Annotated in this window: 18 protein-coding genes; 2 read left to right on the forward strand and 16 right to left on the reverse strand. The window is 70.5% G+C overall.

From position 1 onward, the window contains the following. Position 1: 1 nt before the first annotated feature. The 16 genes from FGE12_RS21070 to FGE12_RS21140 all read right to left on the reverse strand — a co-directional run bounded on the left by FGE12_RS21070 (position 2) and on the right by FGE12_RS21140 (position 17,619). Positions 2 to 1,288, reverse strand: coding sequence for a general secretion pathway protein GspK (locus tag FGE12_RS21070; protein WP_153868326.1), 1,287 nt, complete (start codon positions 1,286 to 1,288; stop codon positions 2 to 4). Next, the gene (locus FGE12_RS21075) at positions 1,285 to 1,974 is read right to left on the reverse strand and encodes a type II secretion system protein GspJ (protein WP_370459087.1); all 690 of its coding nucleotides are present in this window, start codon (positions 1,972 to 1,974) and stop codon (positions 1,285 to 1,287) included. The genes FGE12_RS21070 and FGE12_RS21075 overlap by 4 nt, the downstream gene beginning before the upstream one ends. Further along, the gene (locus tag FGE12_RS21080; RefSeq protein ID WP_153868327.1) at positions 1,971 to 2,906 is read right to left on the reverse strand and encodes a prepilin-type N-terminal cleavage/methylation domain-containing protein; all 936 of its coding nucleotides are present in this window, start codon (positions 2,904 to 2,906) and stop codon (positions 1,971 to 1,973) included. Before FGE12_RS21080 ends, FGE12_RS21075 begins: the two co-directional genes overlap by 4 nt. Continuing rightward, positions 2,903 to 3,616, reverse strand: a complete 714-nt coding sequence (locus tag FGE12_RS21085) for a Tfp pilus assembly protein FimT/FimU (protein ID WP_153868328.1) — start codon at positions 3,614 to 3,616, stop codon at positions 2,903 to 2,905. Before FGE12_RS21085 ends, FGE12_RS21080 begins: the two co-directional genes overlap by 4 nt. After that, on the reverse strand, positions 3,613 to 4,044 hold the full coding sequence (locus tag FGE12_RS21090) for a type II secretion system protein GspG (protein WP_153868329.1): 432 nt from the start codon (positions 4,042 to 4,044) through the stop codon (positions 3,613 to 3,615). The genes FGE12_RS21085 and FGE12_RS21090 overlap by 4 nt, the downstream gene beginning before the upstream one ends. A gap of 15 nt (positions 4,045 to 4,059) precedes the next feature. Next, positions 4,060 to 4,485: a type II secretion system major pseudopilin GspG gene (gene gspG, locus FGE12_RS21095; RefSeq protein ID WP_153868330.1), complete on the reverse strand. Its 426-nt coding sequence runs from the start codon at positions 4,483 to 4,485 to the stop codon at positions 4,060 to 4,062. Between the two features lie 80 nt (positions 4,486 to 4,565). Further along, positions 4,566 to 4,721, reverse strand: coding sequence for a hypothetical protein (locus tag FGE12_RS30080; RefSeq protein WP_194798124.1), 156 nt, complete (start codon positions 4,719 to 4,721; stop codon positions 4,566 to 4,568). 44 nt (positions 4,722 to 4,765) lie between these two features. Then, the gene (gspF, locus tag FGE12_RS21100; RefSeq protein WP_153868331.1) at positions 4,766 to 6,028 is read right to left on the reverse strand and encodes a type II secretion system inner membrane protein GspF; all 1,263 of its coding nucleotides are present in this window, start codon (positions 6,026 to 6,028) and stop codon (positions 4,766 to 4,768) included. A 24-nt stretch (positions 6,029 to 6,052) separates the two neighbouring features. Continuing rightward, on the reverse strand, positions 6,053 to 7,855 hold the full coding sequence (gene gspE, locus FGE12_RS21105) for a type II secretion system ATPase GspE (protein WP_153868332.1): 1,803 nt from the start codon (positions 7,853 to 7,855) through the stop codon (positions 6,053 to 6,055). Continuing rightward, positions 7,852 to 10,467 (reverse strand): type II secretion system secretin GspD, encoded by a 2,616-nt coding sequence (gspD, locus tag FGE12_RS21110; RefSeq protein ID WP_153868333.1) that lies wholly within the window; start codon positions 10,465 to 10,467, stop codon positions 7,852 to 7,854. The genes gspE and gspD overlap by 4 nt, the downstream gene beginning before the upstream one ends. 31 nt (positions 10,468 to 10,498) lie before the next feature. Further along, positions 10,499 to 11,413 (reverse strand): type II secretion system protein GspC, encoded by a 915-nt coding sequence (gene gspC / locus FGE12_RS21115; protein WP_153868334.1) that lies wholly within the window; start codon positions 11,411 to 11,413, stop codon positions 10,499 to 10,501. A gap of 219 nt (positions 11,414 to 11,632) precedes the next feature. Next, on the reverse strand, positions 11,633 to 13,066 hold the full coding sequence (locus FGE12_RS21120) for a sigma-54 dependent transcriptional regulator (protein ID WP_153868335.1): 1,434 nt from the start codon (positions 13,064 to 13,066) through the stop codon (positions 11,633 to 11,635). A gap of 54 nt (positions 13,067 to 13,120) precedes the next feature. Further along, positions 13,121 to 14,101 (reverse strand): ParB N-terminal domain-containing protein, encoded by a 981-nt coding sequence (locus FGE12_RS21125; protein WP_153868336.1) that lies wholly within the window; start codon positions 14,099 to 14,101, stop codon positions 13,121 to 13,123. Positions 14,102 to 14,140: 39 nt separating this feature from the next. After that, entirely contained in the window at positions 14,141 to 15,493 is a 1,353-nt protein-coding gene (locus FGE12_RS21130; RefSeq protein ID WP_153868337.1) for a TldD/PmbA family protein, read from the reverse strand. 2 nt (positions 15,494 to 15,495) lie between these two features. After that, positions 15,496 to 16,980: a TldD/PmbA family protein gene (locus tag FGE12_RS21135; protein WP_153868338.1), complete on the reverse strand. Its 1,485-nt coding sequence runs from the start codon at positions 16,978 to 16,980 to the stop codon at positions 15,496 to 15,498. A gap of 144 nt (positions 16,981 to 17,124) precedes the next feature. After that, positions 17,125 to 17,619: a hypothetical protein gene (locus FGE12_RS21140; RefSeq protein WP_153868339.1), complete on the reverse strand. Its 495-nt coding sequence runs from the start codon at positions 17,617 to 17,619 to the stop codon at positions 17,125 to 17,127. Between the two features lie 99 nt (positions 17,620 to 17,718). On the opposite strand from FGE12_RS21140, the gene FGE12_RS21145 reads away from it, so the two are divergent. Together FGE12_RS21145 and FGE12_RS21150 are read left to right on the forward strand one after the other, a co-directional pair. Next, on the forward strand, positions 17,719 to 19,059 hold the full coding sequence (locus FGE12_RS21145) for a cyclic nucleotide-binding domain-containing protein (RefSeq protein ID WP_153868340.1): 1,341 nt from the start codon (positions 17,719 to 17,721) through the stop codon (positions 19,057 to 19,059). Next, the gene (locus tag FGE12_RS21150) at positions 19,056 to 19,547 is read left to right on the forward strand and encodes a hypothetical protein (protein ID WP_194798125.1); all 492 of its coding nucleotides are present in this window, start codon (positions 19,056 to 19,058) and stop codon (positions 19,545 to 19,547) included. Before FGE12_RS21145 ends, FGE12_RS21150 begins: the two co-directional genes overlap by 4 nt. The last annotated feature ends 4 nt before the right edge of the window (positions 19,548 to 19,551 follow it).

Below are 19,551 nucleotides of genomic sequence, written 5' to 3' on the forward strand. Positions count from 1 at the left end.
TCTATTCCTCTCTCCAGTAAAGGAGCTTGCCGAGCGTGTCGTCGAGCCGCACGACCGCGTGCACGGTCTTCTGCACGGAGCCTGCCTCACCCACGGAGGTGATGCTGAAGGTTTCGCTCTTGTCGGTCAGCGGGCCGCTCGTACTCTGGGCGGTGGTGAGACGCGGGTCCATTGTTACGCCGTAGCGCGTGACGGCCCCACCCACGACGCTGACGAAGGTCTTCACGTCCATGCCCAGCACGCTGATCTGCCGCGCGAGCTTCACGGCGTTGATTGCCTCCTGCAGCGCCACCGGCTTCTGCAGGAGCACCGGCCGGGTCTGCGGGGTGACGGCGGAGAGGATGGCGGAGATGAGCACCGTCGTGTCGTCCGAGTTGATGTTCAGGCCGTGTGACTGGTCCGGATACACGGTGAAGCGGTCGCCGAAGGCGGCCATCAGCTTGTCGTTCACGCCGTGCACCCGGTACAGCTCGTCCAGGCTGTCGAAGAGCGCGTTCTTGGGCCGGTAGCGCGGCTCGTAGCTGTCGTAGCCGCTCGTCTCGCTGGCGAAGCCCGTGGCGAAGGGAGGACCATTCGGATCCGGGTTGAGCGCCGACTGCGTCTCGTCCTCGTCCATCCAGTCCTTCAGCGCGATGACCACGTCCTGGGCCGTCACCTTCGTCCCGTTCGCATCCTCGTGCTCCCAGAGGAAGTCGTAGTGCTTGTCCGTGAGCATGGTGAGGAGCTGGTCCGTCGTAGAGCGCGCGTCCGGCCCCGTCGCCAGGGCGAGGCGACGCAGGTTCAGCTTCGTCTCCTCGTCCTGGATGGTGGAGAGGAAGCAGCCCTCGAAGCCTCCGAAGGACTTGCGCTTCTGCGTCGTCGCCTCCTCGGGAAGCTCCTCGTCGGAGCTGGAGGCCACGGTGCGCGGCGCGTTCTCCTCGAGCGCGCCCTTCTCGTTGCTCTGCACCATGCCCTGCAGCATCTGGCAGTCCACGCGCGCCATCTTCCAGATCTGCAGGTTGAGCTTGGGCATGCCGGGGATGGCCGGCATCTGCATCCCGTTGAGCTGCTTCTGGAAGCGCAGCAGCAGGCGCGACATGCCGATGCCCGACTGGGCGAGGTAGTGCGCGCGCAGCTCGTCGCGCTGGTTCGTCGCGAGCTGCAGGTCCACGCGCGTGTTGTAGGCGAAGTCGGTGGCCACCACCGTGAGCAGGGTGATGGCGACCACGGCGATGATCAGCGCCACGCCGCGCTCACCCGGGCGGCCGGCGCGCCGGCGGCGGCGCGGGGCAGGGGAGGGGCGGCTCATCGGTACGCCTCGAGGGTGGTGTTGAGCATCAGCCGGGTCTGCGTCGTGTAGCGCGTCTCCTTGCCGTTCTCGTCGTTGGCCACCAGCGTGATGCGCACGCGCGTGGGCAGCAGGTTCTGGCGCTCGGGGCGGCGGGTGTCCCACTCGTCGTCCCACTCCTTGCGCTGGCTGTCCCAGTAGGCGAACTCGATGCTCTTCACGCCCTCGAAGAGCACCTCCTCGCTGCCGCCGCGGTCCATGCGGTCCTCCACGTTGGCGTTCGCCCGGCGCATCAGGTCCTGCCGGCCGCGCGCGTCGCGCTCGGAGCTGGTCTTCACCGAGTACTCGAGCACCGCCTGGTCGCTCTCCTTCGCGTCCGTGTAGAGGCGCTGGTTGGAGAAGGAGGTGAAGAGCAGGTGATCGCGCTCGCCGATGAAGTTGGTGGGGCGGTCGTTCTGGTCGCGGTAGCGCTTGTGGTCGTAGCGGTCGCTCACGTACGCGTTGCCGATCTCGCGCGCCATGCGGTTCATGGCTCCCCGCAGCATCCGGTAGTGCTCCGCGTCGGCCTCCACGGACTCCTTCGCCGTGAAGCCCGTCTGGAAGGCCATGGCGATGATGCCGCCCATCATCGCGGTGATGGCCACCGCGATCATGACCTCCATCAGCGTGAAGCCGCGCGCGCGGCGCCGCAGGGCCGGGGCGCTCATTGGAACACGCTCCCGCTCTTGTTGAAGCCCGGCGGCTGAGTGCCCGGGGTGGGGCGCCAGTTCCCGTTGTTCTGGCCAGCGCCCGCGGGAGGCGAGGCGTACATGATCTGCCCGGTGTACTTGTTGATCCACTGCCCACCGCGGCCCGTGATCATCGCCGCGGGCACCATCGTGCCATCCGCGGCGTACATCGGCCCGGGGGGCTGCTGGCCGTCGGCAGGCGGAGCGCCATCACCGCCACCACTGCCAGGCGTGTTCGTCACAACCCCGGACTCCGCCGCCTGGCCGCCGTTGCGGTCCGAGCCCGTGCCCAGCGAGACCACGTGCGTCACCAGGTCGAAGCTCTCCACCTGCGTCCCGTCCTTCCAGGACACGGTGAGGTGCACCTCGCGCACGCTCTTGGTGATCTGGTCGATCATCTGGGTGAACTGCCCCTGGATGAGCGGGCCCATGGCGCCCGCGATGCCTGCCGATGCGTCCTGGGTCGCACCCGGAGGCAGTGCGGGGTTGGCCGCCCCGTCCTTGCCGCCCTTGCCCCCGAACGAGTCCAGCATCTCCTGCAGCCCGCCCGTGCCCATCGGCACGTTGAAGATGGCGCTCACCATCTGCTCCGGGGACACGCCCTGCGTCTTGGGCGCGAGGATGCGGGCGCGCCACTTGAACTGGCTCCAGCCCTCTTCGGAGAAGTCGCCGGACTCCTCGTCGTCGTCGTTGGAGAAGCCCTTGTCGTAGAGCTGCTGCTCCAGGTCCGTCATCTTCGAGCGCGCGAGCAGCGTCGCCACGGTGAGCTTCTTCGTGTACGCGTGGTTGGCCACCGCGCCCGCGTTCAGGTCGAAGATGGCCATCAGCGCGAGCGCCAGGATGGCGAGCGCGACGACGGTCTCGAGCAGCGTGAAGCCCCGGGGGCTCGGAGGTACGCGGCGCTGGCTCATGAGCTCGGGACCTCCAGCTCCTCGCCCACCACGTCCACCTTGCCGGTGAGCGGCTGGATGCGGAGCGTCCACACGTTGCTGCCCTGGCGCACGTACACCTGGGCGCGCTCGGTGAAGCCCTGCGGGAAGAAGTAGAGGTACGCGAGCCCCTTGTCCGCGGGCTCGCGCTGGTGGCGCGTCCACACGCTCACCTTCACGTCCGAGGGCAGCTTGCGCGGTGAGATCTCGGGCGCGGTGAACTCGGAGAACTGGGCGGCCTTCTCCACGCGGCCCTTCTCCGCGCTCAGCTCCTCGTCGAGGTTGGGGCCGCTCTCGCTGCGGAAGTCCTTCATGCGGCTCGCGCCGCCTCCGGACTTGTCGTTGCGCGCGAGCTCGTCCGCGCTGCGGTTGCTCTCGCGCAGCTCCACGTCGCGGTCGCGCGAGGTGGTCACGTTGCCGGCCGCGCACTCCGCGCGGTAGCTCGTGCTGCCGTCCGACTTGGGGTCTGCAATCTCGAACACCAGCCGGCAGGTCTTCCCGCTCAGCGCCGCCGTGTCGTAGAGCGAGCGGATGGTGCCCGCGAGCTCCGAGGTCGCCGCCTTCGCCTTGGTGCCGGTGATGGAGCCGATGCTCACCACCACCGCGCCGAAGAGCACGGCGGCGATGGCCAACGCCACCATGATCTCGATGAGCGTGAGCCCGCGCGGGGCCCGGGAGCGCGCAGGCCTCATGGGCGCGAGACCTCGCTCGCACCGCCCGCGTCCAGGTCCGCGGCGTCCCCGCTGCCGCCGGGCATGCCGTCCTCGCCGAGCGAGAACACGTGCCCCTCCTTGCCGCTCTTCACGTAGTGGTAGGGCCGGCCCCAGGGATCCAGGGGGATCTCCTTGAGCACGCCGGACTGCACGATGGTGGTGAACCCCTCCGCATCGGAGGGGTAGCGCCCCATCATCCGGTAGAAGTCCTTGAAGAGGCCGTCCAGCTTGCGGATCTCCCCGCGCGCCTGCCGCTGCTTCGGGCTGAGCGTGCTGTCGTTGGTCAGGTACACCACCGCGAAGGCGAGCACCGTCGCGCTGAGCATCACCAGCCCGAGCACGAGCTGCGCCGCGCGCGGGGCGCGCGGACGGCTCTGCGTCGGGCTCTGGGCGGGCAGGGAGGTCACGTGGAGGGTCCGGAGCTACTTGTTGCTGGCGGAGGCGCCGACGTCCTTGGACGAGATGTCCGCGCTGCTGCCCTCACCGCCCTGAGTGCCGTCCGAGCCGTAGGAGATGATCACCGGCTTGCCACCCTCGTTGAGGTAGACGAAGTCGTTGCCCCAGGGGTCCTTGGGCAGGGTCTCGAGGTTGTTCGTATCGACGAGCGCCTTGAGGCCCGTGGCGGTGTCCGGGTAGTTGCCCTTCTTGGCGTAGTAGAGCTTCAGCGCTCCCTGGATGGTGTGGATGTCGAGCTTCGCGCGCTCCACGCGGGACTCGTCCAGCTTCGGGATCACGGCCACACCCACGGCGGCGGCGATGAGACCGAGGATGGTGATCACCACCATGATCTCGATCAGGGTCATGCCGCGGCGGCGGCGGCGCTGCTGCTTCGTCAGGGTCTGGGTCATGGCGTCTTCTCTCCTCTGTCTTGGTCGGTGACTTTTCGGCAGGCGCGGAGCGCCGGGCTGGGTCTTTCTGTCAAAGCGGGCTACGGGGCGCGGGCCGAGGCGGCGGCGGGCGGGGCCGGAGCAGCGCCGGAGGCGGGCGCGTAGAGCACCACGCCCACCGTGACCAGCGTCGCCGCCAGGGCGACCAGGGCCGCGAGGGCCACGCGCTGGATCCACTGGTCGACTGCGTCATTCATCGCGAGCGTCCTCGAAGTGTGCAGCGCCTCGGGGAGCCGGGGCGCTAATGGATGGCCGAGTTCACCTGCAGAATCGGCATCAGGATCGAGAAGGCTACGAATGCAATAATCCCGCCCATCACCACGATGAGGATGGGCTCCATCAGCGAGGTGAGGGCGCCCACCTTCACGTTCACCTGGTTCTCGTAGCTGTCGGCCACCGAGATGAGCATCTCCTCGAGCTGGCCGCTTTTCTCGCCGATCGCGACCATGTGGTAGACGAGCGGCGGGAACTCGCCCGAGCGCTTGAGGGGCGTGGAGATGCTCTCGCCCTCGCGGATGGCGTCGCGGGCCTTCTCAACAACCTCCGCGAGCACCGAATTCGTCATCACCGCCTTCACGATGTCCATGGCTGCCAGGAGCGGGACGCCGCTCTTGAGCAGGGTGGAGAGCGTGCGCGCGAAGCGCGAGATGGCCAGCAGGCGGACGAGGCTGCCGAAGATGGGCGCGTGCAGCGCGAAGCGGTCCCACTTGGGGCGCCCCGCGGGGCTGCGGAAGTAGGCGACGAGCGCCATGGTGCCGCCGATGAGGCCCGGAAAGATGATCCACCAGTAGCCCTGCAGCGTGTTGCTGAACCAGATGAGCGCGCGCGTGGTGAAGGGCAGGGTGGCCTTCATGGTGGTGAAGATCTTGGTGACCTTCGGCACCACCACCGTCATCAGCAGCACGAGGATGCCGCCGCCCACCACCATCATGATGGCGGGGTAGAGCAGCGTGCCCATGACCTTCTGGCGCAGCTTCGCCTGGCTCTCGGTGAAGTCCGCGAGCCGCACCAGCACGGCGTCCAGCGCGCCCGAGCTCTCGCCCGCGCGGATCATGTTCACGTAGAGCGAGCCGAACACCTTCTGGTGCACCGCGAGCGCGTCCCCGAGGCTCGAGCCCTCGTTCACCCGGCTCTTGACCTCGGAGAGGATGCGCTTGAGCCGCTCCTTCTCCACCTGGTCCACGAGCGCCGTGAGCGCCTCCACCAGCGTGACGCCCGCGCCCAGCAGGGTCGCGAGCTGGCGCGTCGTGATGGCGATGTCGTCCGTGGTGACGCGGCCGCGCGCGAGCTTGCCGAGGTTCACGTCGCGCGAGGCGGCGGCCGCGCTGGCGCCCGCCGCGCCCTTGCGCGCTGCGGTGCGGGCGTCCGCCATGCCCAGCACCTCGGTGAGGTACACGCCGTTCTTGCGCAGGTTCGCGCGCAGGCTCTTGGCGGAGTCGGCCTCGAGCAGGCCGCTCACCGTCTTGCCCGCCTCGCTCAGCCCCTTGTACTCGAAGACCGGCATACCAATCCCTCGCGCCAGGGGGCGCTAGATGTCCTCCTGCGTGATGCTGAGGACCTCGGCGATGGTGGTCTCACCGAGCGCGATCTTGCGCGCGCCGTCGTCGATGAGCGTCAGCATGCCCTTGCTCACCGCCATCTTCTTGATGGTGGAGGCGTCCACGTTCTTGAGCACGAGCTGGCGGATGTCGTCGTCCACGAGCAGGAACTCGTAGATGCCGGTGCGGCCGCGGTAGCCGTTGCGGTTGCAGTTGGCGCAGCCGGTGGCCTTGTAGATCTGCTCCACGCCGTAGCGCTCGCGCATCAGCTTCTTGCTGAGGCCGATCTCCTTCAGCTCCTCGTCCGTGGGCGTGTACTTCACGCGGCAGTCCGGGCACACGCGGCGCACGAGGCGCTGCGCGAGCACCGCCGTGAGCGAGGAGGCCACGAGGAAGGGCTCCACGCCCATGTCCACGAGGCGGGTCACCGCGCCCGGCGAGTCGTTGGTGTGGACCGTGCTGAACACCAGGTGGCCCGTGAGCGACGCCTGGATGGCGATCTCCGCCGTCTCCTTGTCGCGGATCTCGCCGACCATGATCACGTCCGGATCCTGGCGGAGGAAGGAGCGCAGCCCCTGGGCGAAGGTCAGCCCGATCTTCGGGTTGATCGCCATCTGGCCGATGCCCTTGAGCTGGTACTCGACCGGGTCCTCGACGGTGAGGATGTTCAGGTCCACCGTGTTGATCTTGCTGAGCGCGCCGTACAGCGTGGTCGTCTTGCCGCTACCGGTGGGGCCGGTGACCAGGATGATGCCGTGCGAGCGCTTGATCACGCTCTCCATGCTCGCGAGCGTGGCCGCGCTCATGCCGACCTCTGCGAGGTCCAGCAGCGTCGCGCTCTTGTCGAGCAGACGCATCACGATGCGCTCGCCGAAGGCGGTGGGGATGGTGGAGAGGCGGATGTCGATGTCGCGGCCGGCGAGCTTGATGCGGATGCGGCCGTCCTGCGGCAGGCGCTTCTCGGCGATGTTCAGCTGCCCCATCACCTTCACGCGCGAGACGATGCTGTTCTGGTAGCGCTTGGGCGGCTTGATGATCTCCTGCAGCACGCCGTCCACGCGGAAGCGCACCAGCAGCTCGCGCTCCGCGGGCTCGATGTGGATGTCGCTCGCGCGCTCCTTCGCTGCGCGGAACAAGAGCGAGTTGACGAGGCGGATGATCGGCGCCTCGTCGTCGGTGTCCAGCAGGTCCTGCGGCTCCTCGAGCTCGTGGGCGAGCGTGTCGAGGTCCGCGGACTCCATCTCGCCGACCAGCTGCTCGGCCTCGTTCACCGCGCGGTCGTAGACGCTGTTGATCGCATCCACGATGGTGGAGCCCAGCGCGATGCGCGGGCTGATGCTCTGGCCCAGCAGCGTGCGCGCGTGGTCCAGCACGGGCGTGTCCAGGGGGTCCGCGACCGCGAGCGCCACCACCCCGTCCTCCACGGAGAGGGGGAGGATGCGCGCCTGCTTGGCGAAGTTGATGGGCACCCGCTTCACCAGGTCCGGGTCCACCTCCTCGGCGAAGATGCGCGCGAGGTAGGGCAGGTCCAGCTGCAGGCCCAGGGCCTTGGCCACGTCCTCCTCGCCCACCGCCTTGAGGCCCACCAGCACCTCGCCCAGCCGGCCGCCCTTCTCGGCCTGCGCGGAGAGCGCCTCCTCGAGCCGCTCGGCGCTCAGGCCGGTGGTGACCTGGAGGATCTCCCCCAGCATGCGGCCGCACAGGGCGGACGGCTGGAAGAGGTTGGGCGCGGGCGCGGGGGGGGTGGGCGCGGCGTCAGGAACGGAGAGGGGGAGCACGTCGGCAGGGGTCATGAGCGGGTGGCGCTGGTGCTATCGGGCTGGACGCGGATCCGCTCGGGAGGCGGCTCCTGCACCGGCGCTGAAGGAGAGGAACCGCTCTCGGGAGACGCGTCTTCCCGCTCGCTCGGGGGCTCCGCGGGCGTGGGGGAGGGAGCGGGCGGGGAGGCGGGGGCCGGGTTGCTCGGCGTCACCTCGCCCGGGCTGGCGGGCTCGGCCGGGTTGATGATCCGCTGGCCCGGGGCGCCGGGGCCGCCGTTCTCCGCCTTCGTCTCCTCCTCGAGGAGCGAGCGGTTCATGCGCCCCAGCGGGCCGGGCTTGCGCTGGAAGTCCACCGCGACCTCGTAGCCCGGCACCTGCCCGTAGAACTGCTCCACGAACTGCTGCCGCTCCTTCATCTTGCGCTCGAAGATGCGCCGGAAGTCGCTGCTGTCCTTGATGATGTAGGGCGTGAGGAAGAGCAGCAGGTTGGTCTTCGTCTTCTGCCGCGTGGTCTGGCGGAAGAGGTGCCCGATGATCGGCACGTCCCCGAGGATGGGCACCTTGGACACGCTCTCGATGGTGCGGTCCTGCATGATGCCGCCCAGCACCACGGTCTCCTGGTCCTTGGCGACCACCGTGGTCTTCGCGCTGCGCTTGGAGGTGGTGGGGCCGAGGGTCGGGTTGTTGGAGGCGATCTCCTCGGTCTGCTCCGCGATGACGAGGCGCACGAACTCGCTCTCGTTGATCTGCGGCTTGATGGTGAGCTTGAGCTCCACGTTCTGGCGGGTGATGGGCGCGTAGAGCGAGCCCAGGCCACCGAGGCTGCCCAGGATGGAGGCGTTGAGGCCGTTGGCGCCGTTGACGCCCGTGTTGCCCAGCGCGCTGCCCACGCTCGAGGGGCTGAAGCCCGCCTGGAAGGGCACGTTCTGGCCCACCGTGATCTCCGCCTCCTCGTTGTCGCTGGTGAGCAGGTGCGGCGTGGACAGCACGTTCACGTCCGAGCTGGTCTGCAGCGCGTGCAGGATGACGCCGAAGGAGGGGATGCCCAGCGCCTTGAGCTCGGGGATGACCGGGCCCTGCAGGCCCGCGAGGAAGCCGCCGAAGCTCGCCAGGTTCGCGAGGTTGGTGGAGGGCGGCAGGCCGCCCTGATTGTAGTTGGTGCCCACCACGCCGATGGACTGGTTGTCGCCGCTGCCCAGCGCGTAGCCGGAGTGCAGGTTGATGCCGAAGTCCGACTTGCGGTCGAGGTTGACCTCCATGATGACCGCCTCCACGAACACCTGGCGGCGCGGCTGGTCCAGCTCCTCGATGACGCGCACGATGTTGCGGTAGTCGCTCTGGCTCGCGACGATGACGAGGCTGTTGGTGCCCTTGTCCGCGGAGATCTTCACCTCACCGCTGAACAGCTCCGCGGCGCCCGAGCTGCCGCCGGGGCGCGGGGCGACGCCGGGGATGTTCGCGGGGGCGCCCGTGCGCGGGCGGTTGCTGGTGCCCTGCGCGAGGCTCTGAAGCGTGCTCGCGATGTCCTCCGAGTTCGCGTTGGCGAGCCGGTACACGTTGATGCGGCCCTCGCCGGAGATGGGCACGTCGATCTCGCGCACCAGCTGCCCGATGCGCTCGAAGGCGGCGGGGCTCGCCACGATGATCAGCTTGTTGGTGCGCTCGTCCGGGATGATCTGCGAGAGCGTGGCGGGGCCGCCCGAGCCCGCGCTGCCGCTGTTCACGCCCTCGCCGCCCGCCTGCGCCGCAGGCGGAGCGAAGGTGCCCGCGCGCTGGCCAGGGCGGTTGCTCTTGGCCTCGAAGATCTTCTGGATGGTACCCGCCACGTCCTGCGCGCTCGCGTAGCGCACCTGCAGCACGCGCACCTCGTCGCTCGAGGCGCGGGTGTCCAGCTGGTCCACGATCTTCTCGAGCCGGTGGATGTTGCTGCCCACGTCGTTCACGATGATCGTGTCCGGCGGGTAGGGGATGGTGTCGCCGTCCTTGCTCACCAGCTGCTGCAGCACGCCGCGCAGGGGCTCCACGTCCGCGTAGCGGATCTTGAAGAGCCGGGTGATCATCTGCTCGTTGAGCGTGTACTCCTGGTCCGGGTCCACGATCGTGGGGATGGTGTTCTGCTTCGCGCTGCGCTTGTCGACGATCTTGAGGAAGCGCCCGGAGGGGTAGACCGCGAGGCCGTTCGCATCCAGCGCGGCGAGGAAGGCGGAGTAGAACTCGTCCGGGCCCACCTCGAGCCGCCCGTTCTCCGGGCCGATGATGGAGATCTTCCCGCGCACGTTCTCCGGGAGGATGAAGCTGCGGCAGGTGGCATCCGAGACCGTCTGGATGAGCTTCTCGATGTCCACCTTGTCGAAGTAGATGCCGTAGCGCGCGTTGCGCCGGGCCTGCTCACAGGTGGGCTTGCCGCGCGTGCCCTCGCCCTGGGCCTCCTGCGCGGGCGTGATCTGCCGCTCGCTGGCGCCCGCACCGGCACCGCGCGCCGGGGAGGCCGGGGCTGCAGGCTGTGCGGGGGCGGGGGAGGGCGCGGGAGTGGGGCGCACGGGCTGCGCGCCCGCGGGCGGCAGCGTGCCGGGGCGGCGCTGGGCGAGCGCCGGGAGAGCGAGCGCGAGGCACAGCGGGAGCGTCCACGTCGAAAGCGTCTTCATGGTTCAGGGCCTGGGCGGGGTGCTGTGCGGCTTAGCGGATGTTGTACGTCTTCTTGACCGGCGCGCCGTTGCGCTCGAGCTCGATCTCGATGCGGCTCGACTCCTTCAGCTTGGAGTAGACCTCGAGCGCCTTCTCGGGACTGTTCATCTCGAACCCGTTGATACGGCGGATGACATCACCGTTCTGCACGCCGATCTTCGAGTAAAGCGAGTCCGGACGGATGCTGAACAGCTTGAAGCCCTGCGCCTGGCCATCCTTGAAGGCCGGCACGATGCGCGCCTGCATCGCGAGGTTGTTGAGGTTGTTGAGCGCGTTGTCGATCTCGGGGCGCGGGACCTCGTAGTCGTTCTCGCTGGTGGCGCGGATGCCGGAGCCCAGGGTGCCCGTGGGGGCCGCGGTGTTCACCGCGACCGGCGCCACCACCGGCGTATTCGTGGGCAGCGAGGAGCCGTCACCCGGCTGCCCGTCGATGTACTCGCGGCGGTTGTTGTTGAGCACGATCACGCGCTCGCGCTCGATCTCCCTGACCTCCGCGCCCTGCACGGTGTCGCCGACCATGTACGTCTGCGAGCGCTGCGTGCCCATGTCCTGGATGGAGGCGAAGGACCACTGCGGCTGGGAGGCCACCAGCGTGCCCAGCAGCTTCACGCGCAGGCCGCTCTTCACCGGCGCGGCGTTCGGATCGTAGGCGGCCTGGGTGGGCGCCTGAACCGCCACCTCCGGCTGGGAGATCTTCAGGCCGGTGAGCTTGCTGAGCCGCTCCAGGTCCAGCGTGGCGCGCGCAGGGGTGGCCTTCGCGCGCTGGGCGCGGGCCACTGCCCCGGTGGGCAGCGGCGCGATCGCGGACTCGACGAACACGTTCACCGTGCGCGCCACGATGAAGGCGGCGAGCAGGATGAACAGCGCCGTCACGGTCCAGAAGTACTTGCGGAAGAAGAGTTCCATCCAGGTCCCAGGAGATACTGCGTACCGACACAGCAAGCGAGGTGCCACCGGCAGGGGGGCGCAGGCCGGGGGAAGGACGACTAAGCCCCCGGAATTATTCCGTCCCTCGGGGGGCGGGCAGGGGGGCCGGCGGTGCCCGTGGCCGCCTGAGACATTTTGTCAGCGGCCGGTGCGCGCCGCGTGACGCGGTGTCAGCGCGCGGGTGCGTCCGGGAAGGGCCTAGGAGGCGTCCTCGTCGTCCTCCCGGGAGCCGTCGCTGGAGCCTTCCTTCGCGCTGCCCGCCGCGGCCTCGGCGCCCGCCGCGTCGCGCTCGAGCTTGCGGTAGATGGTGCGCGCCGCGATGCCCAGCAGGCGGGCGGCCAGGGTCTTGTCCCCCTTGGTGTGGCGCAGGGTCTCGTGGATCACGCGCCGCTCCACCTCCTCCATCGGCGTGCCGATGGGGATGACCAGGTGGCCGGCGCTGCCGCGCGGACCCTTGCGCACGCCCTCCGGCAGGTCGCTCGCCTCGACCACGTCGCCCTTGGCGAGCACCACGCCGCGCTCCACCGCGTGCTCCAGCTCGCGCACGTTGCCCGGCCACGCGTAGCTCTCCAGGAGCACGGTGGCCTCGGGAGAGAAGCCGCGCAGCGCGCGCCCGTTCTTCGCCGCGTGGCGGCGCAGGAAGGCGTCCGCGAGCAGCGGGATGTCCTCGCGGCGGCTCGCGAGCGCGGGGATGCGCACCTCCACCACGTTGAGGCGGTAGTAGAGATCCTCGCGGAAGCGCCCCTCGGCCACCTCGCGGGTGAGGTCCTTGTTCGTGGCGGCCACCACGCGCACGTCCACGCGCACCGTCTGCGTGCCGCCGAGCCGCTCGATCTCCCCCTCCTGCAGCACGCGCAAGAGCTTCACCTGAGCGCTGGGGCTCATCTCGCCCACCTCGTCGAGGAAGAGGGTGCCGCCGCTCGCGCGCTCGAAGCGGCCCTCCTTGCGCGCCACCGCGCCGGTGAAGGCGCCGCGCTCCACGCCGAACAGCTCCGCCTCGAGGATGCTCTCGGGCAGGGCCGCGCAGTTGATCGCCACGAAGGGCCCGCGCGCGCGCGGCGAGAGCTCGTGCACGGCCCTGGCGGCGAGCTCCTTGCCGGTGCCGCTCTCGCCGATGAGCAGCACCGTGGCGCTCGAGGGAGCCGCCTGGCGCAGCGTGTCCATCAGGGCGCGAAACGCCGGCGACTGGCCCACCATGGCGCGGCTGCCCGCGGCGCCCATCTCGGCGAGCTTCGCCTTGAGCTCGCGGTTCTCCGCGACGAGCGACTGCTTCTCCAGCGCCTTCTGCACCGCCTTCACCAGCGCGTGGCGCTTGAGCGGCTTGGTGATGAAGTCGTAGGCGCCGTCCTTCATCGCCGCCACGGCCGTCTCCACCGTGCCGTAGGCGGTCATCAGCACCACCTCCACGTCCGGGCGGATGGTGCGCGCGGCGCGCAGCAGCTCCTGCCCGTCCATGCCGGGCATCATCAGGTCCGTCACCATCACGCTCACCTCGGGGCGGCGCAGGTGCTCGAGCGCCTCCTGTCCCTGGCTGGCGGTGAGGGTGGCCAGCCCCTCGCGCTGGAAGATGCGGGCCACGGAGTCGAGGTTGGCGCGGTCGTCGTCGACGACCAGGACGGTAGCGGAGCTCATGGGGCGGTGTGCCGGTGCAAGGGTCGGGCCCGATCCTCGCACGGAAGGAGCGCCCTAGTCTTCGTCGCCCTCGCCGCCACCGCCGCCGCCCATGCGCCCGATGTCCTCGCGCTTCACCTTGTCCACGTTGAAGCGCTGCACGCTGCCCAGCATGCGCGCGACCGCGTCCTCGAAGTCCGGGGGCTCGCCCTTGTGGAAGCGCAGGAAGTTCGCGCGCGCGACCACGAAGTTCTTGAGGTAGGGGCTCTGCAGGCCGCGCTCCTTCAGCCGGCCCACCACGGCGTTCACCGCGTCGTCCAGCTCCAGCAGTTGGTCGGCGCGCGCCTCGCGCAGCGGGAGGGCCTCGGAGAGGGGCTCGTCGAAGAAGGCCTCCAGGCGCTTGACGAAGGGGTGGTAGGCGCCGGCGCTGAAGCGCGGCCGCTTCTGGTACGCCGCGCCCAGGGTGATGAAGGCCGGCTCCTCGAAGAGGTGCGCGTAGTCCGCCTCGTTGCCCTCGCGCACCGCCGCGAGGTCGCGGTACATGCGGATGACCTCGAGCGAGCGCTCCTTCAGGTTGTGCGCCTTCTCCGTGTTGAGCGCGAGGATCTGGTACGCCACGTCCACGTCCGGCAGCACCAGCGCCACCACCGTGCGCGCGCCCAGCAGCTTGGAAGCGTGCAGGCGGTGGTTGCCGTTGGGCGTCCAGTACTTGCCGAGCTCTGCGTTTCGCACCGCGATGACCGGGTCGAGGAAGCGGTCGAGGCGCTCCATCGCCGTGGCGAGCCGCTTCACGTGCGGCTCGGAGAGGTCGCGCTGGTAGGGGGTGGGCTCCACCTTGTCCACCGGCAGCGCCGCGAGCAGCACGGGGTGGCCGCCGAGGGGGTCCCGGTACTGGCCGATGACCTCTCCGCCGTCCTCGCGGATGAGGGCGGCGAGGGCTTCACCCTGGGGCATCGAGGAGGCCACGTCGCGCGGGGGGAGCCCGCGCGAGCTGGGTTGCGCCTTCTTGCGGCGGGGCTTCTTTGCCTTCGGCTTGGTCTTCGCCTTCGTGGCCATGGTGAGGGACCTTGGCCCTCTCCCAGGGGGAGAGGGGAACTATTCTCCCGAGATCGTCAGCTGCTTGAAACGCAGCGTGGGCGCGCCCGAAGAGCCGCGGAACTGCAGGTCGCTGCCGATGCCGTCCAGGTCCTGCAGCATCTGCAGCAGGTTGCCGGCCACCGTCACCTCTTGCACGGGATGCGCGAGCTCGCCGTTCTCGATCCACAGCCCGTTCGCGCCGCGCGAGTAGTCGCCCGTCACCGGGTCCGCGCCACGTCCGAGCATGGACGTCACGTAGAAGCCCTGCTTCACCTCTTTGATGAGCTGCTCGGGCGCGTGCGCACCCGGCTCGAGGTAGAGGTTGTTCGTGCCGATGGAGGGCAGCCCCCGGTAGCTGCGCGCCGCGTTGCCGGTGGTGCGCGCCTTCGCCTTGCGGGCGGTGAAGGAGTCGTAGAGGAAGCTCTCGAGCACGCCCTCGTTCACGATGGCGGTGCGCCGCGTGGCCACGCCCTCGCCGTCGAAGGGGCTGGTGCCGAGCCCCCGCGCGAGCAGGCCGTCGTCCACGATGGTGACGTTCTTGGCGGCGAGCCGCTTGCCCATCAGCGGCGCGAGCACGCTGGACTTCTTGTACACCGCGTCCCCGTTCGCCGCGGAGGCGATGCTGCCTACGAAGGAGGCGGCCACCATGGGGTCGAAGATCACGGGCACCTGCTGGGTCTTCACCTTCTTCGCCCCCAGCATGCGCAGGGCGCGCCGCGCGGCCTCGCGGCCCACGCTCTCCGGGCTCTCGAGGTCCCCGAGGAAGCGCTTGTAGTCCATCCAGTAGCTGGTCTGGAGGCCCTGGCCGTCGGACGCCACGGGAGAGGCGAAGAGGTACACGTAGGTGCCCGCGTACGCGCCGCTGAAGCCCTCGCTGCTCGCCACGTACACGTCCGAGACGTAGTCGCCCGCGCCCACGCTGTCGAAGGCGGTGATGCGCGGGTCCACGCCCTTCGCCGCGCGCTCCACCTCGAGCGCCGTCTTGATCTTCCAGTCGCTCGCGAGGCTCGCCACCGCGGGGTCGAAGAGCTCGCCCACGTCCGGGGGCTTGCCCAGGTCGCGCTTGCCGGGAAGGCCGTTGAGCTTGTTGGGCGCGGCCGCCTGCGCGAGCTGCACCGCGCGGTCCACGAAGGCGTCCAGCGCCGCCGGGTCGAAGTCGCTCGTGGAGGCGAAGCCGAGGCGCCCCTTCACGATCACGCGCAGGCCCACGCCCTTGCTGGTGGCCTCGGTGAGATCTTCGATCTGCCCCTCGCGCACGCGGCAGCTGCTCTGGCGGCCCACCTCGAGGAAGGCCTCCGCCTCGGTGGCGCCGCGCTTGAGCGCGCGCTGCACCAGCCGCTTCGCCAGCTTCTCGTAGTCGTGCTGTGCCATGGCTAGCTCCGCACCTTGGTGCCGCCCACGGTCATGTTGTCGATGCGCAGCGTGGGCAGCCCCACGCCCACCGGCACGCTCTGGCCGTCCTTGCCGCAGGTGCCGAGGCCCGGGTCCGGCATGGGATCGCACCCCACGCGGGAGACGTTCTTGAGCGCCTCGGGCCCCACGCCGATGAGGATGGCGTTCTTCACCGGGCGGCCCAGCTTGCCGTCCTGGATCTCGTAGGCCTCGCTCACCTCGAAGACGAAGTTGCCGTTGGTGATGTCCACCTGGCCGCCGCCGAAGTGCGCGCAGTACAGGCCGCGCTTCACCTCCTTGAGGATGTCCTCGGGGTGGTGGTCTCCGGGCGCGAGGTACGTGTTCGTCATGCGCGGCAGGGGCATGTGCTTGAAGGACTCGCGCCGCCCGCTGCCGGTGCTCTTCTGGCCCATCAGCTTCGCGTTGTGCTGATCGTAGAGGTAGCCCTTGAGCACGCCCTTCTCGATCAGCACCTTGCGCTCGCCGGGGCTGCCCTCGTCGTCCACGTTGATGGAGCCGCGGCTGTTGGCCACGGTGCCGTCGTCGATGACGGTGACCAGGTCGCTCGCGACCTTCTCGTTGAGCTTGCCGGCGAAGAGGCTGGTCTTCTTGCGGATGAAGTCCGCCTCGAGCCCGTGGCCCACCGCCTCGTGCAGGAGGATGCCGCTCCAGCCCGGGGCGAGCACCACCGTCTGCGGGCCCGCCTCGCACTCCACCGCGCCCAGCGTGGCGATGGCCTGGCGCGCGGCCTCCTGCGCCACGCTCTCCGGGGTGAAGGTGTCGAAGTGGCTGAAGGCGACGCGGCCGCCGCCGCCGTAGAAGCCCGTGCGCCGCTCGCCCTTCTTGCCCTCGGCGACCACGTAGACGCTGAGGCGGCACAGGTCCTGGGTGTCCTCGCTGTAGTGGCCCAGCGTGTTGGCCACCGCGATGCGCTTGGTCTGGTCCACGTAGGAGGCGTTCACCTGGCGCACGCGCTTGTCGAAGGCGCGCGCCGCGAGGTCCGCGCGCACGATGAGGTCTGCCTTGCGCGCGACCTCGATGTCCGCGAGCGAGGTGGGCACCTTGTAGAAGCTGGGCGCGGGCACCCGGCTCACCTTGAAGCCCTGCTCGCTCCCGCCACCCTGCGCGATGAAGGCCGCCGTCTGCGCGGCGCGCAAGAGCGCGGGCTCGTCCAGGTCGTCCGAGTAGGCGTAGCCCACCTTGGCGCCCGCGATGACGCGCACGCCCACGCCCTGCACCAGGCCCGTCTGGGCGCTCTTGATCAGCTGCTCGTCCAGCACCACCGCAGTGGTGGTGGCGCGCTCCACGTACACCTCGGCGAACTCGCCGCCGCGCGCCATGGCCACGCCGAGCAGCCGCTCCATCAGCGCGGGCGCGAGAAGGGGAGAGGCAGGGCGGTGGCGGGTGGCGAGCGGAGCGAGAGGCGGGGGCTGGGGCCGCTTGGCGGCGGCCGACGCGCGAGGCATGCAGGGACTCCTGGGCAAGGGGCAGGAAGGCGAACGGGGGACGGTAACGAGCACCCCGGGGTCGGGCAACGGCCAAGGCGCGAGGGGTGTTCCTCGGCGGCACGCCCGCAGCGCTCTCCTGGAGGGCAGAGGGGCGGGCGCCCCTCAGCTGTGGCTCGCCCACACGTAGACGGTGTGGCTCGCATCGTCCACGAGCACCCTGCCGCCGTCGGCCTGCGCGTCCTGCGCCACCTCGAAGAGGCGGCCCGCCTGTACGCCGCGAGGGTCGAAGGCGCTCCCGCCGGGCGGCAGCTGCAGCAGGCGCGGCGTGCAGCGCCCGCTGCCTGCGTCCACGAAGACGGCCGCGGTGTCGGGCGGGAGCTCGACAGGCAGCGTCTGGCTGGCCGGGTCGCACAGGCGCTGCGGCCGCACCGCTGCGAGCCCCGGCGAGGCTGCAAGGAAGGTCTCGATGGCGTCGGAAGAGGCCTCGAAGCGCACCCAGCCGCTGCGGCTGAAGAGGTTGCCAAGGGTGCGCACCTGCACCTCCTGCGCTCCGGCGGGCAGGGGAGCGAGGCGCGCGAGCGCGAGCACCTCGGGCGTCGGAGGCGGGGAGGCACAGGCGCAGAGCAGGCACACGGCAATGATGGGGCAGGAGCGCATGGGGCTTGCGCTTGCAGAGGGCGTGCCGGCCGCTTGCGGGCGCAGGAGTCCCGGAGGCGTGTGCGAGGATGCGGCGGCACGCCGGTCGAGGGGAGCGAGATGAGCGAGTCGTCACTGCGGGAGCTGGGGCTGGACCTCATGGCGGAGCGGCAATTCGAGCGCGCGCTCGCCGTGTTCGCGGAAGGGGTGCGCCGCAGTCCCGCGGACCACCGCGCGCGCATGCTCGCGGCGCGCTGTCTCGTGGAGTTGGGCGAGCGCGAGCGCGCCGTCACCACGCTGCACGCCTGCGCGGAAGGGCTGCTGCGCCGCGACTACCTGCTGTCCGCCATCGCCGCGTGCAAGCTCGCGCTCGAGCTCAGCCCCACCGAGCGGCGCCTGCGCGACACGCTGGTGCGCGTGCACGCGCGCGCCGCCCGCGCGACGTCCGGAAGGGCCCAGGTCCCGCCGCCCCTGCCGCCGGACGCCCTCTACGACGGCCGGGTGGACACGGACCTGATGGGGCTCGCGGGCGAGCAGCTGGTCTCGCGCGCCATCGAGGTGCTCGCCGCGCCCGACCCCGGGGGCGCGGCGGACGCGGACGCGCGCCCGCCGCTGCCGCTCTTCGCGGACCTGGAGCGCGAGGCCTTCCTCGACCTGGTGGGGCGCATGGGCTACCGCAGCGCGGAGGAGGGCGAGGCGGTGAGCCGCGAGGGCGAGCGCGGCGACACGCTCTACGTGCTGGTGGCCGGCAAGGCGGAGGTCGCGCGCCGCAGCGAGGGCAGCGCGCGCACCCTGGGCTTTCTCGGCGGCGGCTCCATCTTCGGCGAGCTCGCGCTGCTCACCGGCGCGCCGCCCACGGCCACCGTCACCGCCGTGGCCCCCTCGGAGCTGTTCGAGATCCGCCGCGAGCACCTCAACGCCGTGGCCAAGAGCCACCCCTCGGTGCCGCAGGTGCTCGCGGACTTCGCCCAGCAGCGCATGGCCCGCAACCTCACCGCGACGAGCCCCCTGTTCCAGGGGCTGCCGGAGAGCGAGCGCGCGGCGCTGCTGCAGCGCTTCAGCTTCCGCGCGCTGCAGCCGCAGGAGCACGCGCTCACCGAGGGCGAGCACTCCCCCGGCCTCTTCCTCGTGCTCGCCGGGGAGCTGGTGGTGCAGAAGGAGGACCCGGCCGGCGGCCACGTGAGCCTGGGCATCCTGCGCGAGGGGGACGTGGCGGGGGAGATCTCCCTGCTCACCGGCCTGCGCGCCACCGCCACCGTGGTCTCCACGCGCAAGACGGCCGCCGCCTTCCTCGAGCGCCGCTCCTTCGACGACCTGGTGCAGCGCTACCCGCACACCCGCAGCTACCTCGAGCAGCTGAGCACCCGGCGCCTGAAGCAGATCGGCGAGGCGCTGCGGCCCGCGGAGATCATCGACGCGGACGAGCTGGTGGTGGACGCCGAGCGGGAGCTGCGCCCGTGACGCTGCCCGCGGGCAGGGTGCTGGGGGTGGTGCTCGCGCTGGCCGCGGCGGGGCTGGTGCTCGCGCTGTGGCCCTCGAAGGAGCCCGGGGTGCCCGAGGCCATCGAGCGGCGCGTGCGCGAGCTCGCGCACGCGGCCGAGGAGCACGACCTGGGCGAGCTCAACGACGGCGTCTCCGAGCGCTTCCACTCGCGCGAGGGCTGGGGCAAGGACGAGGTGCGCCGCGTCTTCGCCGCCCAGGTGCTGCGCGCCGAGTGGCTGCGCGTCTTCGTCGCGGACCTGCACGCCGAGGAGGCCTCGCCCACCCGGGGCACCTTCCGCGCGAAGCTGCTCTTCGCGCGCTCGGAGGCGAAGTCCCTGGAGGGGCTCTCGCGCGACGCCGTGACGAGCGCCTACCTCATCGAGGGCACCTTCGAGCGCGAGCAGGACGGCACCTGGCGGGTGGTGGAGGCGCGCCACCGGGCGCTGGGGGCGAGCGAGCTCTTCTAGTGCT

Source organism: Aggregicoccus sp. 17bor-14 (assembly GCF_009659535.1).
GTDB lineage: Bacteria > Myxococcota > Myxococcia > Myxococcales > Myxococcaceae > Aggregicoccus.